We start from the raw sequence: 14,794 nt of genomic DNA on the forward strand, positions 1-14,794 counted from the left end.
GCGAAAGCGAGGCAGGATGAACGGCATGACCACTTTCACCCTCCGCCACCTCGGCGGCCCGACCTCGCTGATCACCTACGGCGGCGTGCGGCTGCTCACCGACCCGACGTTCGACGAGCCGGGGGAACACCCGATCGGCAGCCGCGCGCTGGTCAAGACGACGGGCCCGGTGCTGAGCCCGGACGAGGTCGGTCCGGTCGACGCCGTCCTGCTCTCGCACGACCAGCACCCCGACAACCTCGACCGCCGCGGCCGCGAGTACCTCGCGACGGCGCCGCTCACCCTCACCACGACGTCCGGCGCCGAGCGCCTCGGCGGCACCGCGCAGGCCCTGCCGAACTGGGCGCACGTCGAGCTGCGCGGCGGGGTTCGCGTGACCGGCGTGCCGGCGCTGCACGGCCCGGAAGGCTCCGAAGCCAAGGTCGGCGAGGTCACGGGTTTCCTGCTGTCCGCCGACGGCCTGCCCGCCGTCTACGTCAGCGGCGACAACGCGTCGCTGGAGCGCGTGCGCGAGATCGCCGGCCGCTTCGGCTCGGTGCCCATCGCGGTCCTGTTCGCCGGCGCCGCTCGCACCCCGCTGATCGACGCGTACCTCACCCTCGAGTCCACGGCTGCCGCCGAGGCCGCCGAGATCCTCTCGGCCACCGACGTCGTTCCGCTGCACTTCGAGGGCTGGGGTCACTTCACGCAGGGTCCGGGCACGCTGGAGGAGGCCTTCGCCGGCAAACCGGCGCGCCTGCACCTGCTGAAGCCGGGCGAGGAAGTCAGTCTCTGACGTCCTCGCTCTTGTAGCCGCGGTGCAGGGCCACCACACCACCGGTGAGATCCCGCCACTCCACTCGCGTCCAGCCCGCGCGCTGCAGGTCGGCCGCGAGCTCCGGCTGCGTGGGCCACGCGAGGATGGAATCGGCGAGGTAGTCGTACGCCGGCGCGTTGCTGCTGAGCGCGCGGGCGATGCGCGGCGCCGCCTTCCGCAGGTACGCCTGGAAGGCGGCCTGCGTCAACGCGGAGGTCGGGTGGCTGTACTCCGCGACGACCACCCGCCCGCCGGGCCGCACGACGCGGTGCATCTCCGCCAGCGCCCGCACGCGGTCGTGCACGTTGCGCAGGCCGAACGAGATCGTCGCCGCGTCGAAGGAGCCGTCGGGAAACGGCAGATCGAGGGCATCACCCGGCACGAACTCCAGCGACGGCACGCGGCGCCGGGCCACGGCGAGCATGCCGGGCGAGAAGTCGCAGCCCACGACGGCCACGCCGGGCCGCGAAAGCGCCCGGGACGACGTCCCGGTACCGCACGCGACGTCCAGCACCCGCTGTCCCGGGCGCAGGTCCAGCGCCCGCGACACCGCCTGGCCCCACCGGCCCATCTGCCCGAACCACAGCACCGACCGCGTGCGGTCGTAGCCTTCGGCGACCTCGTCGAACATCGCCGACACCTGGTCGGCCTTCTTGTCCAGTTCTGCGCGCATCACGAACCCCCAAAGTTCCGCCTCCAGGGTAGCGCGCACCCGCAACCGTCTACTCAGGACGGACCGAACGCGCCAGCGCCACCGCCCCGAGCGCGACGGCCTTCGCACCGCCCCGCGCCAGCCGGACGTCCACGGGCGACCCGGACAGCAGCGGGTGCGCCAGCAGCGCCTCCTGCATCGGTTTCTCCAGCAGCGCCCACGAATTCGTCACCGAACCGCCGACCACGGCTGTGGCGATGCCCAGCAAGCCGCACGCGTGCGTGATCGCCTCCCCGAGGAAGCGCCCGGCGTCCGTGAACACCGTCAGCGCCGCCTGGTCGCCCGCCAGCGCCGCCTCCGCCACCACCTCGGCTCGGACCTCCAAGCCGGTCGCGAGTGCGTAGCGGCGCGCCAGCGACCGGCCCGACGCGTAGGCCTCCAGGTGCCCGGTTTGCCCGCACGTGCACGGCGCCGGTCCGTAGTCGCCGACGTGCCCGATCTCGCCCGCACCCGTGCCACCGCCGTGCAGCAGGGCGCCGTCGACGAACACGGCCCCGCCGACCCCCGTGCCCAGCGCCACCCCGAGCACGTGCCGGTCCGAAGTGGACAGTTCGCCGAGCAGGAACGCGTTCACGTCGTTCTCCGTCAGCACCGGCACGCCGCCGAGCCGCGCCGACAGGCCGGCGTTGACCGCCGTGCCCGCCCAGCCCGTGAACGAATCGCCCGTGACCACGATCCTCCCGGTCTCCGGCTCGACCACCCCGGCCGCGCCGACGCCCACCCCGGCCAGTGCCGAAGCGGGCACCACCGACGTCACCAGCGCCGCCGCCCGGTCGAGGATCGCGTCGCCGCCGAGGTGCGCGCCCGAATCCACCGACACCGACGCGAATTCCTGCCCATCGCCGTCGCACACCACGACCAGCGTCTTCGACCCGCCGATGTCGACCCCGGCCCACAGTCCGTTCACGCCGCGGGATCCACGTCGGGTGCCGCGAGCTCCAGCCGCCGGGCGCGTTGCACCGCCGGGTCCGGTACGGGCGAGGACAGCAGCAACGCCTTGGTGTACGGGTGTTCCGGGTCCCGCAAGACCCGCGCGGCCGGCCCTTGCTCCACCGGCTCGCCCGCGCGCAGCACGGCCACGCGGTCACACACGCGGTCCACCACGGCCAAGTCGTGGCTCACGAACAGGCAGCCGAACCCGAACTCCTCGTGCAGCCGCTTGAACACGTCGAGCACCACGGCCTGCACCGACACGTCGAGTGCACTCGTCGGCTCGTCGGCGATCAGCAGCTTCGGTCCCAGCACGAGCGCCCGCGCGAGGCTCACTCGCTGGCGCTGCCCGCCGGAGAGCTCGTGACCGTAACGCTCCAGCACCGATTCCGGCAGCTCCACGGCGTCGAGCAGCTCCCGCACCCGCCGCTGCCGTTCCGCGCGACCGGCCGAGGTGTGCACGACCAGCGGTTCGGCCACCGTCTGCGCCACCGTCATCCGCGGGTCCAGCGACGACGCCGGGTCCTGGAACACCGCGCCGATCTGCCGTCGCACCGCCCTCGCGGCCCGTCCGGTCCCGCGCGGCAATGGACCACCGAGCACCTCGACCCGGCCGGACTTGGGGGTCACCAGGCCCAGCGCGCAGTTGCCCAGTGTTGTCTTGCCCGAGCCGGATTCACCGACCAGCCCGACGATCTCGCCCGGCCCGACGCGCAGCGAAACCGAGTCCACGGCCCGTTTCCCGCCGTACTCGACCACGACGTCCGTCAGCGCCAGCACCGGCTTCTCCGGCGCCGCGGCGGCCGCGTCGTGCACCCCGGCACCCAGCCGCGGCACGGCCGCCAGCAGCTCCCGCGTGTAGGCGGCTCGCGGCGCCGCGAACAGCTGTGCCGTCGGCGCCTCCTCGACCAGCCGGCCGGACCGCAGCACGAGCACGCGGTCGGCGACGTCGGCCACCACCCCCATGTTGTGCGTGATCAGCAGCGTCGCCGTGCCCTCGGTGTCGCGGATGTCGCGCAGCAGGTCGAGGATCTGCTGCTGCACCGTCACGTCGAGCGCGGTCGTCGGCTCGTCCGCGATGATCAGCTTGGGCCCGGCGGCCAGCGCGATCGCGATCAGCACGCGCTGGCGCAGCCCGCCCGAGAGCTCGTGCGGGTACTGCCGCAGCCGCGCCGCCGCGTCCGGCACGCCGACGCGGTCGAGCAGCTCGACGCACCGCGGGTAGTAGTGCTGGTGGCGGCGGCGCCGCGGGTCGTGGTTGCGGATCGCCTCCGCGAGCTGGAACCCGACGCGCAGCAACGGGTTCAGCGCCGTCATCGGCTCCTGGAACACCATGCCCGCGGCCGGTCCGCGCAGCTTCCGCAGCTCCTCGCCACGCAGGTCGAGCACCGCGTGCCCGGCGAGCTCGATCGAACCGGTCACCGTCGCCGACGCGGGCAGCAGCCCCAGCACCGCGAGCGCGGCCGTGCTCTTGCCCGACCCCGACTCGCCGACCACCGCGACGATCTCGCCCGGCGCCACCGAAAGCGACAGGTCGTGGACAGCCGGCTCGCCGTCCCCGTAGGACACCCGCAGGTCGCGGATGTCGAGCACCGGCTCCGTCATCGCCGTCCCTTCACCGCGAACGCGTCGCGCAGTCCGTCGCCCACGAAGTTGATCGCGCACACCACGAGCACGATCGCGATGCCCGGCGGCAGGATCAGCCACCACGCGCCGTCGAACGTGTAGGTGATGCCCTTCGACAGCATCGCGCCCCAGTCCGTGGCGGGCGCCGGCACGCCGAGGCCGAGGAAGCTCACGTACGCGACGAGCAGGATCGCGTCGGCGATCTGGAAGGTCGCGTTGACCACCACCGTGCCGATGGCGTTGGGGATCACGTGCCGGAAGACCACGCGCGTGCGGCTCGCGCCGAGCACCGTGATCGCCCGGATGTAGTCGCGTTCGCGCAGGCTCACCGTCTCCGCGCGCATCAGCCGCGCCGGCACGAGCCACGACACGCAGCCGATGATCAGCGCCAGCACCCCCACGCTCGGCGTCACCAGCGTGGCCGCCACCAGCAGCAGGAACAGTGCCGGGATCGCGACACCGGTGTCGACGACGCGCATGAGCACCGTGTCGAGCCAGCCGCCGGTGTAGCCGGCGAGCGCGCCCCACACCGCGCCGATCGCCGTCGCGATGAGCCCGGCCAGCACGCCGATGATCAGCGACGTACGCCCGGCCACCATCAGGCGCCCGAGCACGTCGTATCCGAGGTCGTCGGTGCCGAGCGGGTGCCCGCCGCCCGGCCCCAGCCGGGCCGCCGCGAGGTCGGTGTGCGACTGGTCCGTGCCGTAGACGAGCGGTCCGACGAAGCAGAACAGGATCACCAGCAGCAGGAGGATCGCGCCGACCAGCGCGGTGCGCCGCGCGAAGACCCGCGAAAGGACGGTCACGACCGCGCTCCCTTCACCCGCACGCGCGGATCGATCGCCAGCTGCACGAGGTCCGCGAGCAGCGACCCGAGCACGGTCGCCACGGCGATCACCAGCACCACCCCGAGCAGCACCGGGAAATCGGCGTTGCGCGCGGCCGTCCAGAACAGCAGGCCGACGCCGGGGTAGTTGAACATCGACTCCACCACGAGCGAACCGCTGAACACGACCGGGACGTAGTAGCCGAGCATCGACACGACCGAGGTCAGCGAGTTGGGCCACACGTGGCGCCAGATGATCGTGCGCTCCGGTGTGCCCTTCGCACGGGCGGTGCGCACGTAGTCCTCGGCGAGGTTGTCCAGTGTGGACGCTCGCATGTACCGGCTGAACGCGGCGAGCGCCGCGCCCATGCCGGCGACCACCGGCAGCACGAGCGAACCGGGCTGCGCCAGCAGGTCCCCGATCGTCTCGCCCTGCGCGGCCTGCGCCGGGAACCACGGCAGCACCTGGGCGAACACGATGATCAGCACCAGCGACAGGAAGAACACCGGTGTCGCGTACAGCAGGAACGTGACGCCAGTGGTCACGTGGTCGGCCGCCTTGCCGCGCCGCACCGCCTGCCACACCCCGACGGGCAGCGCGACGACGATCGCGAGCAGCGTCGAGATCGCTGTGAGCAGCAGCGTCTTCGGCACGCGTTCTTCGAGCAGCGTCGACACGGGGGAGTTCTGCGTGTACGAATCGCCGAGGTCGCCGTGCAGCAGCCGCAGCAGGTAGTCCCAGTACTGCACGGGCAGCGGCTGGTCGAAGCCCTGCGCCCGGTTGAACGCGTCGATCTGGTCCTGCGTGGCCTTCACCCCGAGCACGCCGCGCGCGGGCCCGCCGGGCAGCAGGTGCAGCAGCACGAACGTGACCACGGTGACCAGCAGCACCACGACGACGGCCAGCACCAGCCGTTTGCCGATGTAGCGAGTCATGCCCTCACCTCGTCCAGTACCAGCGCTGCGGCTGCAGCCCCGCGAGCGGGTCCTGGCTCACCCCGCGCAGCGCGGTGTCGATCGCCGACACCTGGTACGGCGGGTTGGGCAGCCAGAGCACGGGGAGCTGCTCGGTCAGGTAGGCGCTGTAGTCGAACATCGGCTGGTCGCTCGAGGCCAGGTTGGTCGCGGTGATCAGCTCGTCCGCGTGCTTGTCGGAGTAGCTGCCGAAGTTCGTGCCGGCGCCGGTGAAGAACAGCTGCTCGCCGCTCGGGTTGGCCGGGAAGTACCAGCTGCCCTGCGTGCCGAAGTAGGACAGCTGCCACGAGCACGCGGGTTCCTCCGGCTTGCACGCCGTGCCGTTGGCCAGCACGGTGTTGAGCGGCTGCGCGTTGATCTTCAGCTCGACGCCGATCTTCGACAGCTCCGAGCGCAGCTCCTGCATCGTCCCGTCGGTCTCGTCGGAGCCCGATTCGGTCAGCATGGTCATGGACAACCGCGTGCCGCCCGGGATGCCCTCGCCGCACTGCCCCGAACCGGATCCCGGTGCGGCGCAGGACAACACGCCGTCGGAGCCGGGCCGCCAGCCGTGCTCCGCCAGCAGCTTGCGCGCGGCGTCGAGGTCGAACGGGTACGGGTTGGTCTTCTGCCGCTGCGACAGGTACTTCGCGTCGTTGTCCTGCGGCACCGGGCCGTAGTCGGCGCGCGCGGTGCCGCGCCAGATCACCTCGGTGATGGCGTCCTGGTCCACGGCGTGCTGGAGCGCCTGGCGCACGTACAGCTGCGAGAACACCTTGCCCAGCTGAGGGTTGCTGAAGTTGAACGGCGAGTACGTGATCGACCAGCCGTTCCAGGGTTCGACGCGGTAACCCTGCGCTTCGAGTTTCGCGCGCTGGCCGAGGTTCGACGTCGGCACGTAGCCGTAGTCGACGCCGCCGGCGCGCAGCACGTTGTACTCGGCCGACGAACCGGTGAAGGTCAGGAACACGACCGTGTCGAGCTTCGCCGGGTCCGGGCCGGTGTACTTCGGGTTCTTCTTCAGCGTCACCTGCCCCGCCGCGGTGAACCCGGCGAGGGTGAACGGGCCGTTCACGACCTGCCACAGTGGATTCGTCGCGTACGTGCCGAGCTGCTTGGCCTGCGACACCAGGAAGTCGAACACCTTCGTCGCGCCCGCCGGGTCGCGGTCGAAGTCGCCGACGGGGCCGCCCGCGCTCGTGCGGTCCCACGCCTTCTGCGGCATCGGCACCACGAGGCTCAGCTGGTTCGCCGTGAACCAGTCGGCGTTGTAGGGCTTGTCGAGGGTGAGCGTGAACGTGTGGTCGTCGACCGCGTGGAACGCCTTGATGTTGTCGGGCATCAGGCCTTCGGAGTACTTGCCCCAGTTGTCCTTGCCCGCGCGCACCAGGTTGAGCCAGAACTCGACGTCGCGGCTGGTCACGGGGTTGCCGTCCGACCAGGTGAGCGGCTTGAGCGTGATCGTCACGGTCTTGCCGTCGGCCGAGTAGCTCGGCGGGTTCGCGGCGCTGGACGGGTCGTCGAGCGCGACCGAACCGGAGGTGCCGTCGTAGTTGTAGAGCGGGGTGTACAGCTCGGCGCGGACGGCGCCGTTGTAGCTCGCGCCGTAACCCGGGATCGAAATCGGCATGATCCAGTTCGGGGTCGCCGACGGGGGCAGCGCGAACCGCACGGTGCCGCCGTCCACGGGTTCGCCCGAACCGCCGCCGTGCTGCTCGCGGCTCGTCGCGCACCCGGAGAGCGCCAGCACGGCGGCGAGCGAGACCCCGAGCGCGGCGCGCCACCGGTGTCGAGCTTTCCGCATCACTTCCAACATCCTTGATGTAAGTAGATGTCGTGGGACTGGGCCTGTTCTTGGTTGCCGTGTAATGTCGCACGCGGGTTGGAAATTGCCAAGAGGCTGTTTGGCCGGTGAGTTTCCCGAGAGTTTCATCAAGAATGATGTAAGTAGGTGACAGCCGTGGCCCAGGACTCCGCCGGTTTGCTGCGCCTGCTCTGGCTCGTCGCCCACGAGCACGCCGTTTCGCGGATGGATCTCGCGCGGGTGCTCGGTCTGCCGCAGTCCACGGTGTCCGTCCGGACGCAGGCGCTGATCTCCGCGGGCGTGCTCGTCGAGACCGGCGAAGGCAGTTCGGCCGGGGGCCGTCGGCCGAAGCTGCTGTCGGTCAACGCCGGTTTCGGCCACGTCTGGGCCGCCGACGTCGGCTCGCGGCACGTGCGGCTCGGCGCGCTCGACATCGCGGGCAACCTGCTGCACGCGGCCGAACGGCCGCTGGACATCAGCCGCGAACCCGCCGAGGTCGTGGCCGGCTTCGCGGCGGCCGTGCGGGAAGTCGCCGCGGACGCGCGGTGCCCGGGCCGCGAACTGGGGGTCGGGGTCGCGTTCCCCGGTCCCGTCGACGTCGGCGCCGGCACGATCACGTTGCCCTCGCGCATGCCCGGCTGGCGCGGGTTTGCGGTGCGCGACGCCTTGCGCGAGCACTTCGACGTGCCCGTGGCGGTGGACAACGACGCGAACCTGCTGGCACTGGGCGAATCCGTGGCCGGGTCGCCGGGCCGAACGCTGCTCGTGGTCAAGGCGGGTACGGGCATCGGTTCGGGGCTCGTGGTGACCGGGCAGCTCTACCGCGGCCGCGCGGGCGTGGCCGGCGACATCAGCCACGTGCGCGTGGCCGCGGCCGAAGACCGGCCGTGCACGTGTGGCAACCGCGGCTGCCTCGAGACGATCGCCAGCGGCGCCGCACTCGTCGCGCAGCTGCGTGAACAGGGCGTGGACGTCACGAGCACCGCGCAGGTGATGGCGACGGCCGAGGACGGGCACCCGGCCGCGACCACCGCCGTGCGGCGCGCGGGTCTGCAGCTCGGCGAGGTGCTCGCCACGGTGGTGAACTTCGCCAATCCCGACGAGGTGCTGCTCGGCGGCGCGCTGTCCGGTTCGGAGGCGTTCGTCGCGGCCGTGCGCGGCGCGCTCTACGAACGCTGTCTGCCCTTGGCCACCAGGGAGTTGCGCATCGACCGGGTGCGTTTCGGCGCGGACGCGGGCCTCTACGGCGCGGGCGCGCTGGTGCTGGACGAAGTGTTCGACGACGCGATGCGGAGCAGACGATGAAGCGGGTGCGGATCGGGATCACCGGGATCGCCATCGAGTCGAGCACGTTCTCCCCGCACCGCTCGACCGCGGCCGACTTCCACGTGATGCGGGGCGAGGAACTCCTGGCGCGGTACCCATTCCTGGCTGGAGACCGTCCATCGTGGACCGAACAGGTCGAGTGGGTGCCGCTGGTGCACGCCCGGTCGTTGCCCGGCGGCGCGGTCACCGAGGAGGCGTACGCGGAGCTGTCGGGGGAGATCCTGGACCGCGTCCGCGCGGCCGACGGCCTCGACGGGCTGTTCTTCGACATCCACGGCGCGATGAGCGTCGTCGGGCGCACCGACGTGGAAGGCGTGCTGGCCATTGAGATCCGCTCGATCCTCGGCCCGGACGTGCTCATCTCCGCGTCGATGGACCTGCACGGCAACGTTTCGCGTGAGCTCGCCACCGCACTGGACCTGATCACGTGTTACCGCAAGGCTCCGCACACCGACGCGTGGGACACCCGCGAACGCGCGGCCCGCAACCTCGTCGCGCGGCTGCGTGAAGGCGGCAAGCCGAAGAAGGCGTGGGTGCAGGTGCCGGTGCTGCTGCCCGGGGAGAAGACGAGCACCCGCCTCGAACCGGCCAAGAGCATCTACGCCGCGGTCGACGAGGTCGAGGTGATGGACGGCGTGCTCGACGCGGCCCTCTGGGTCGGGTACGCGTGGGCCGACGAACCGCGGTGCCAGGCCGCCGTCGTGGTGAGCGGCGACGACGAGGACGTGCTCGTCGAGCAGGCGGCGCGGCTGGCCCGGTCCTATTGGGACGCCCGCCGCGACTTCGCGTTCGTGGCGCCGACCGGCACCTTGCCGGAATGCCTGGCCCAAGCCGTGGCGTCGCAGGCGCGTCCGTTCTTCGTCAGCGACTCCGGCGACAACCCGACCGCCGGTGGGGCCGGCGACACGTCGTGGAGCCTCGACGTGCTGCTGCGCACGCCCGCCATCGCCGGCTCGGACTTGACCACGCTCTACGCCGCCATCGTCGATCCGTCCGCAGTGGACACCGCCGTGGCCGCGGGCGTCGGGGCGACCGTTTCCGTGGAGCTGGGCGGGAAAGTCGATTCCGGCCCGCACGGACCGGTGCCGGTCACCGCGCGCGTCGAGGCCATCGACGCCGACGACCCCGTGGCCGGTACCGCGGTGGTGCTCGGGGTCGGTGGCCTGCGCGTGATCGTCACGGCGCGGCGCAAGCCCTACCACCTGGAGTCCGATTTCCTCGCGCTCGGCCTGCGCCCGCGTGAAGCCGACGTGGTGATCGTGAAGATCGGTTACCTGGAGCCGGAACTGTTCGCCATGGCGGCCGGCTGGCTGCTGGCCCTCACGCCCGGCGGCGTCGACCAGGACCTGCTCCGCCTCGGGCACGCCGGGATCGAGCGGCCGATGTTCCCCTTCGACGACGATGCGGCGGACCCGGAGCTGAAGCCCGAGCTGCTCTGAGCGCCAGCGCGGTCAGCGCGCCGTAGGCCAGGTGGTCGAGCCACTGCGGCCCGCGCGGGAGCGCGCGGATCGCGGAGTTGCGCCGCCCGACGACCTCCAGGTCCAGCAGCGCGATGGCCGCGCCCGCGGCGACGCCGTCGCGCACGGACAGCGGGCGCCGGCGGTCCACGTACGCGAGCGCGGCCGTCCAGCCCGCCGACACCAGCCCGTGGACCAGCGTGCCGCGCACGACCCCGGCCCGGCCGCCGGGCAGCAGCGTGCCGGCCGCGCGCGTGGCGGCCAGTGGATCACGGCGCGTGAGCATCGCGTGCAGAGTTGACGGCACCCCGCTGCCGGTAGCCGCCACCGTCCACGCCTTGACCGCGTTCCTCACCAGGTCAGTATGCCTCAGGGCTTGACATGCAGGCATCTACCTGCCTTACTGTGTGTGTGCAACCGGAACTGGACAAGGTGTTCAAGGCGCTGGCCGACCCGACCAGGCGGTACCTGCTGGACCAGCTGCACGAGGACAACGGGCAGACGCTGAACGAGCTGTGCGCCCGCCTGGCCATGACGCGCCAGACGGTCACGCAGCACCTCGGGGTCCTCGAAGCGGCGAACCTGGTCAGCACGGTCCGCCGCGGGCGGGAGAAGCTGCACTACCTCAACCCCGTCCCGTTGCACGAGATGCAGGAACGCTGGGTGGACAAGTTCGAGCGCCCCCGGCTGCGCGCCCTGAGCGCCGTCAAACGCCGAGCAGAGGAAACCATGACCGACAAGCCGAGTTACGTGTACGTCACCTACATCGAGAGCACACCCGAGAAGGTCTGGCACGCGCTGACCGACGCGGAGCTGACCGGGCAGTTCTGGGGCCACCGCAACGAATCCGACTGGCAGCCCGGTTCCCGCTGGGAGCACGTGCGCCTCGACGGTTCCGGCATCGCCGACGTCTACGGCGACGTGGTGGAGGCCGTGCCGCCCAAGCGGCTCGTGACCACCTGGTACGACAACGGGAACCCGGACGTACCGCCGTCGCGCGCCACGTTCGACATCGAGCAGTACAACGACATCGTGCGGCTGACCGTGACCCACGAGGACCTGCCCGACGACCAGGCCAAGGTCGACGTCGGCCGCGGCTGGCCCGCGGTGCTGGCGAACCTCAAGTCGCTGCTGGAGACCGGCCACGTGCTGCCGCAGCAGCCGTGGACCATGCCCTGACTACTTGTCGACACCTTCGTACGTGCCGCGCGTGAAGCGCTTCGAGAAGATGAAGTAGACGATCGCCACCGGCAGCGTCATGAGCAGTGCGGCGGCGAGCTTGAGCGGGAACTGGTTGCCCTGCCCGAGCTCGCCGGACACGAGTGACGCGACGCCGGTGGTGAGCGTGTTCAGCGCCGGGTCCTGCCGGGACACGATGTAGTGGGGCAGCTCGTTCCAGGACCCCTGGAACGCCAGGATCGTCATGGTGATGAGCGCGGGCTTCGACATCGGCAGCACCACGGACCAGAACGTGCGCAGCGGTCCCGCGCCGTCGATGCGCGCGGCCTCTTCGACGCTCAGCGGCACGCTCTCGAAGAACTGCTTCATGATGAACACGCCCGACGCGTCGGCCAGCAGCGGGATGATCATCGCCGCGTAGGTGTCGTACATGCCGAACTGGTTGAGCACCAAGAACTTCGGGATGAGCAGCACGACACTCGGCACGGCGAGGATCGCGAGGACCGCGCCGAACACCGCGCCGCGGCCGCGGAACCGCAGCCGGGCCAGCGCGTAACCGGCCATCGAGTTGAACACGACCCGGCCGACGGTGATCGTCACGGAGACGAAGATCGAGTTCAGCGCCCAGCGCGGGAAGTCCTGCTGGGCGAGCGTGGCGAACACGGCCACGGACCACTCGTGCGGCCACGGGGTGAGCGGGTGGGCCGTGGCGTCGGCGTCGGTCTTGAACGCGGTGGCGAGCTGGATGAGGAACGGGTAGATGTAGGCGATCGCGACCAGGACGAGCAGTGCGAACCCGACCCAGCGCAGGTATCCGCGTCGCTTCACCGCCGGCTCCTCCGTCCGTCCTTTTCCCGCAGCAGCCAGCGCTGCCCCAGCGTGAGCACCACGATCACCAGGAACAGCAGGAACGCGATCGCGGAACCCTGGCCCCATTCCTTGCCGATGAACGACGTCGAATACGACAGGTACGCGGGCGTGAGCGTGGTGTTGGCGGGGGCGCCGCGGCTGAGCACGTAGACCTGGTCGAAGACCTGCCAGGTGCCGATCAGGCCGAGCGTGAGCACGAGGAACAGCGTGGGCCGCAGCTGCGGCAGGGTCACGCGCCAGAAGCGCTGCCACGGGTTGGCGCCGTCGATCAGCGCGGCCTCGTCGATGCCCGGCGGCAGGTTCTGCAGTGCCGCGTAGAACATCAGCATGAAGCCGCCGGTGGTCGTCCACACCACGAGCACGATGATCGAGCACATCGCGACGCTCGGGCCCGAAAGCCAGTCCCACCAGGACAGTCCGAGGAACCCGTGTGAGGTCAGGGCTTGCGGGTTCTGCGGTACCCCGAGTCCGTTGAGCGCGAGCTGGAAGACGCCGCGCGGGTCGGCGAACCAGCTGGGACCATCCACTCCGAACAGTTTCAGCGCGGCGTTCACCGTGCCACTGCTGGAGAAGAGGAACAGGAACACCACCGAGATGGCCACGGAACTGGTGACGGTGGGGAAGTAGAACGCCGTGCGGAAGAACTGCTTGCCCTTGAGCTTGCGCTGGTGCAGCAGCATCGCCAGGCCCAGCGCGAGCGCCGTCTGCAGCGGCACCACGAACAGCACGAAGTACGCGTTGTTGCGGATGCTCGTGGCGAAGTTCCGTTGCGTGAGGCCGGGTTCGGTGAGCAGTGCGGCGTAGTTGTCGCCGCCGACGAAGTGCACCCGCGACGAGAACGGGCTGCCGTTGCCGGTCCAGTCGCTCACGCTCACCCACAGCGCCATCACGATCGGCAGCACGAAGAAGAGGCCGAGGACCACCAGCGTCGGCGCGAGGAACAGCCAGCCGACGCGCCCCTCGCGCCGGCTGGGGCCGGCCCCCCGCCGCGCCGGGGATGGTGGCGCGGCGGGGGTGGCCGGGGTGGTGAGCACCGTGGTCATGCCCGCTGCCTCACTGACCCAGCGCGGCAGTGGTGTTGGTCTGCAGCTGCTGCAGGATGTGCTTCGGGTCCGCGCCCGGCAGCTGCTGGATCTGGGCGTCGAAGTCGGTGAGGACCGGGTCCATCTTGGTCAGCGTCACCGGGCCGTGCGCGGCGTCGGCACCTTCGAGGAACGCGGCCTGCTGCGGGAACTGCTGCTGGTACTGCGCGCGCACCGACTGGCGCGAGGGCATCACGCCGAACGTCTTCGCGAACGCGAGCTCCTGCGCCGGCTGCATCAGCGCGTCGACGAGCTGCTTGGCCTGGTCCTGGAACTTGCTCTTGGCCGCGATGCCCCAGCACTGCGTGAACGACAGCGTGCCCGGGCCCGCCGGACCGGCCGGCAGCGGCACGACCTTGTACTTCACGTTGGGGTAGTCCTTCGACATCCCGCCGACCAGCCAGTTGCCGTCGACGCTCATCGCGGCCTTGCCCAGGCCGAACGCCTCACTCGAGTCGCCCGCGCCGATCTGCTTGGGGTACTTGGCGGCGCCGGAGGCGAGCAGGTCGCGCACGTACGTCAGCGCCTGCAGGTTCTGCGGCGAGTCGGCCGTGGCCTTCTTCTGGTCGGCGTCGAGGGTCCAGCCGCCCGCCTGCACCATGAACGCGCCGACGCGGTCGCGGGTGTCGTTGAACACGAGCCCGGTGTGCCCGCCGGTGGTGAGCTTCTGCGCGACGGTCTTGAGCTGGTCCCAGGTCTTCGGGACGTCGTTGTCGGTGAGGCCGGCCGCGGTCCACTGGTCGGTGTTGATCGCGAGCGCGAGCGTGGAGAAGTCCTTGGGGACGCAGAAGAGCTTGCCGTCCTTGGTGAACGTGGTGCGCAGCGTCGGGTAGAGATCGTCCTTGTAGGACACCGAATCCCCGTACGGCAGCATTTCGTCGGCGTAGCCCTGGAACTTCGTGGCGTCCACGGCGAACACGTCGGGCGGGCTGCCTGCGGCGAAACCCTGGCTCAGCTGCTGCGGCAGGTCGTTGGCCGCGATCACCTGGACCGACGAGCCGCCGGACCCCGCGGCCCACTTCGCCGTCGCGTCCTGCACCGCCTTGAGCTCGGCGCCGCCGCTGGAGGCGATCATCAGCTTGAGCGACGCGGGTCCGGACTGCTGGGTCGCGGGTGCCGTCGAGTCGTCGAAGCCGCTGCCGCACGCGGTGAGCGTGAGCAGCAGACCGGTGGTGGCAACGGCACCGGCGGCCCTGGGGAGGGGGTGACGCATCGATCCTCCTTGATCGTGC

14 protein-coding genes are annotated in these 14,794 nt (G+C 70.9%); 4 read left to right on the forward strand and 10 right to left on the reverse strand.

All coding sequences use genetic code 11. The features are described 5' to 3' along the window. The first annotated feature begins 25 nt into the window (after nucleotides 1–25). Nucleotides 26–775, forward strand: coding sequence for an MBL fold metallo-hydrolase (locus tag ACIA77_RS27750; RefSeq protein ID WP_395888921.1), 750 nt, complete (start codon nucleotides 26–28; stop codon nucleotides 773–775). Here the strand turns inward: ACIA77_RS27750 and ACIA77_RS27755 are convergent. From ACIA77_RS27755 to ACIA77_RS27780, 6 genes are read right to left on the reverse strand one after another with little or no spacing between them, the layout of a single operon-like run. After that, complete coding sequence (locus ACIA77_RS27755) at nucleotides 765–1,469, reverse strand: class I SAM-dependent methyltransferase (protein ID WP_395888922.1); 705 nt, start codon at nucleotides 1,467–1,469, stop codon at nucleotides 765–767. The genes ACIA77_RS27750 and ACIA77_RS27755 overlap by 11 nt on opposite strands. A gap of 49 nt (nucleotides 1,470–1,518) precedes the next feature. Then, the gene (locus tag ACIA77_RS27760; protein WP_395888923.1) at nucleotides 1,519–2,415 is read right to left on the reverse strand and encodes an ROK family protein; all 897 of its coding nucleotides are present in this window, start codon (nucleotides 2,413–2,415) and stop codon (nucleotides 1,519–1,521) included. After that, on the reverse strand, nucleotides 2,412–4,043 hold the full coding sequence (locus ACIA77_RS27765; protein WP_395888924.1) for a dipeptide ABC transporter ATP-binding protein: 1,632 nt from the start codon (nucleotides 4,041–4,043) through the stop codon (nucleotides 2,412–2,414). The genes ACIA77_RS27760 and ACIA77_RS27765 overlap by 4 nt, the downstream gene beginning before the upstream one ends. Then, nucleotides 4,040–4,870, reverse strand: a complete 831-nt coding sequence (locus ACIA77_RS27770) for an ABC transporter permease (protein ID WP_395888925.1) — start codon at nucleotides 4,868–4,870, stop codon at nucleotides 4,040–4,042. Before ACIA77_RS27770 ends, ACIA77_RS27765 begins: the two co-directional genes overlap by 4 nt. Then, the gene (locus ACIA77_RS27775; protein ID WP_395888926.1) at nucleotides 4,867–5,826 is read right to left on the reverse strand and encodes an ABC transporter permease; all 960 of its coding nucleotides are present in this window, start codon (nucleotides 5,824–5,826) and stop codon (nucleotides 4,867–4,869) included. The genes ACIA77_RS27770 and ACIA77_RS27775 overlap by 4 nt, the downstream gene beginning before the upstream one ends. 4 nt (nucleotides 5,827–5,830) lie before the next feature. Further along, the gene (locus tag ACIA77_RS27780) at nucleotides 5,831–7,648 is read right to left on the reverse strand and encodes a peptide ABC transporter substrate-binding protein (RefSeq protein WP_395888927.1); all 1,818 of its coding nucleotides are present in this window, start codon (nucleotides 7,646–7,648) and stop codon (nucleotides 5,831–5,833) included. Nucleotides 7,649–7,804: 156 nt separating this feature from the next. Between ACIA77_RS27780 and ACIA77_RS27785 the strand changes: the two genes are divergently transcribed. Then, nucleotides 7,805–8,953: an ROK family protein gene (locus ACIA77_RS27785; protein ID WP_395888928.1), complete on the forward strand. Its 1,149-nt coding sequence runs from the start codon at nucleotides 7,805–7,807 to the stop codon at nucleotides 8,951–8,953. Next, a complete protein-coding gene (locus ACIA77_RS27790; protein ID WP_395888929.1) occupies nucleotides 8,950–10,413 on the forward strand; it encodes a M81 family metallopeptidase in 1,464 nt (487 codons plus the stop codon). Before ACIA77_RS27785 ends, ACIA77_RS27790 begins: the two co-directional genes overlap by 4 nt. Here ACIA77_RS27790 and ACIA77_RS27795 read toward each other — a convergent pair. Beyond that, nucleotides 10,295–10,786 carry a hypothetical protein gene (locus ACIA77_RS27795; RefSeq protein ID WP_395888930.1) on the reverse strand — a complete coding sequence of 164 codons (492 nt, stop codon included), beginning with the start codon at nucleotides 10,784–10,786 and terminating at the stop codon, nucleotides 10,295–10,297. The two genes, ACIA77_RS27790 and ACIA77_RS27795, sit on opposite strands and share 119 nt — an antisense overlap. Nucleotides 10,787–10,842: 56 nt before the next feature. Here ACIA77_RS27795 and ACIA77_RS27800 point away from each other — a divergent pair, with 56 nt between their 5' ends. Continuing rightward, nucleotides 10,843–11,610 carry an ArsR/SmtB family transcription factor gene (locus tag ACIA77_RS27800; RefSeq protein WP_395888931.1) on the forward strand — a complete coding sequence of 256 codons (768 nt, stop codon included), beginning with the start codon at nucleotides 10,843–10,845 and terminating at the stop codon, nucleotides 11,608–11,610. On the opposite strand, the gene ACIA77_RS27805 is transcribed toward ACIA77_RS27800, so the two are convergent. The 3 genes from ACIA77_RS27805 to ACIA77_RS27815 are packed head-to-tail and all read right to left on the reverse strand — an operon-like array spanning nucleotide 11,611 to nucleotide 14,775. After that, nucleotides 11,611–12,438: a carbohydrate ABC transporter permease gene (locus tag ACIA77_RS27805; RefSeq protein WP_395888932.1), complete on the reverse strand. Its 828-nt coding sequence runs from the start codon at nucleotides 12,436–12,438 to the stop codon at nucleotides 11,611–11,613. It abuts the gene before it with no gap. Further along, the gene (locus tag ACIA77_RS27810; RefSeq protein WP_395888933.1) at nucleotides 12,435–13,523 is read right to left on the reverse strand and encodes a carbohydrate ABC transporter permease; all 1,089 of its coding nucleotides are present in this window, start codon (nucleotides 13,521–13,523) and stop codon (nucleotides 12,435–12,437) included. The genes ACIA77_RS27805 and ACIA77_RS27810 overlap by 4 nt, the downstream gene beginning before the upstream one ends. A gap of 10 nt (nucleotides 13,524–13,533) precedes the next feature. Continuing rightward, the gene (locus tag ACIA77_RS27815; RefSeq protein WP_395888934.1) at nucleotides 13,534–14,775 is read right to left on the reverse strand and encodes an extracellular solute-binding protein; all 1,242 of its coding nucleotides are present in this window, start codon (nucleotides 14,773–14,775) and stop codon (nucleotides 13,534–13,536) included. Nucleotides 14,776–14,794: the final 19 nt, after the last annotated feature.

This window comes from Amycolatopsis sp. NPDC051903 (assembly GCF_044452505.1).
In the GTDB taxonomy this organism is placed as follows: Bacteria; Actinomycetota; Actinomycetes; order Mycobacteriales; family Pseudonocardiaceae; genus Amycolatopsis.

Bases quoted from the DNA above. Each gene is read 5' to 3' on its own strand.
- ACIA77_RS27750 (WP_395888921.1), top strand. From the start codon at position 26: ATGACCACTTTCACCCTCCGCCACCTCGGCGGCCCGACCTCGCTGATC.
- ACIA77_RS27755 (WP_395888922.1), bottom strand. From the start codon at position 1,469: ATGCGCGCAGAACTGGACAAGAAGGCCGACCAGGTGTCGGCGATGTTC.
- ACIA77_RS27765 (WP_395888924.1), bottom strand. From the start codon at position 4,043: ATGACGGAGCCGGTGCTCGACATCCGCGACCTGCGGGTGTCCTACGGG.
- ACIA77_RS27775 (WP_395888926.1), bottom strand. From the start codon at position 5,826: ATGACTCGCTACATCGGCAAACGGCTGGTGCTGGCCGTCGTCGTGGTG.
- ACIA77_RS27780 (WP_395888927.1), bottom strand. From the start codon at position 7,648: ATGCGGAAAGCTCGACACCGGTGGCGCGCCGCGCTCGGGGTCTCGCTC.
- ACIA77_RS27790 (WP_395888929.1), top strand. From the start codon at position 8,950: ATGAAGCGGGTGCGGATCGGGATCACCGGGATCGCCATCGAGTCGAGC.
- ACIA77_RS27810 (WP_395888933.1), bottom strand. From the start codon at position 13,523: ATGACCACGGTGCTCACCACCCCGGCCACCCCCGCCGCGCCACCATCC.
- ACIA77_RS27815 (WP_395888934.1), bottom strand. From the start codon at position 14,775: ATGCGTCACCCCCTCCCCAGGGCCGCCGGTGCCGTTGCCACCACCGGT.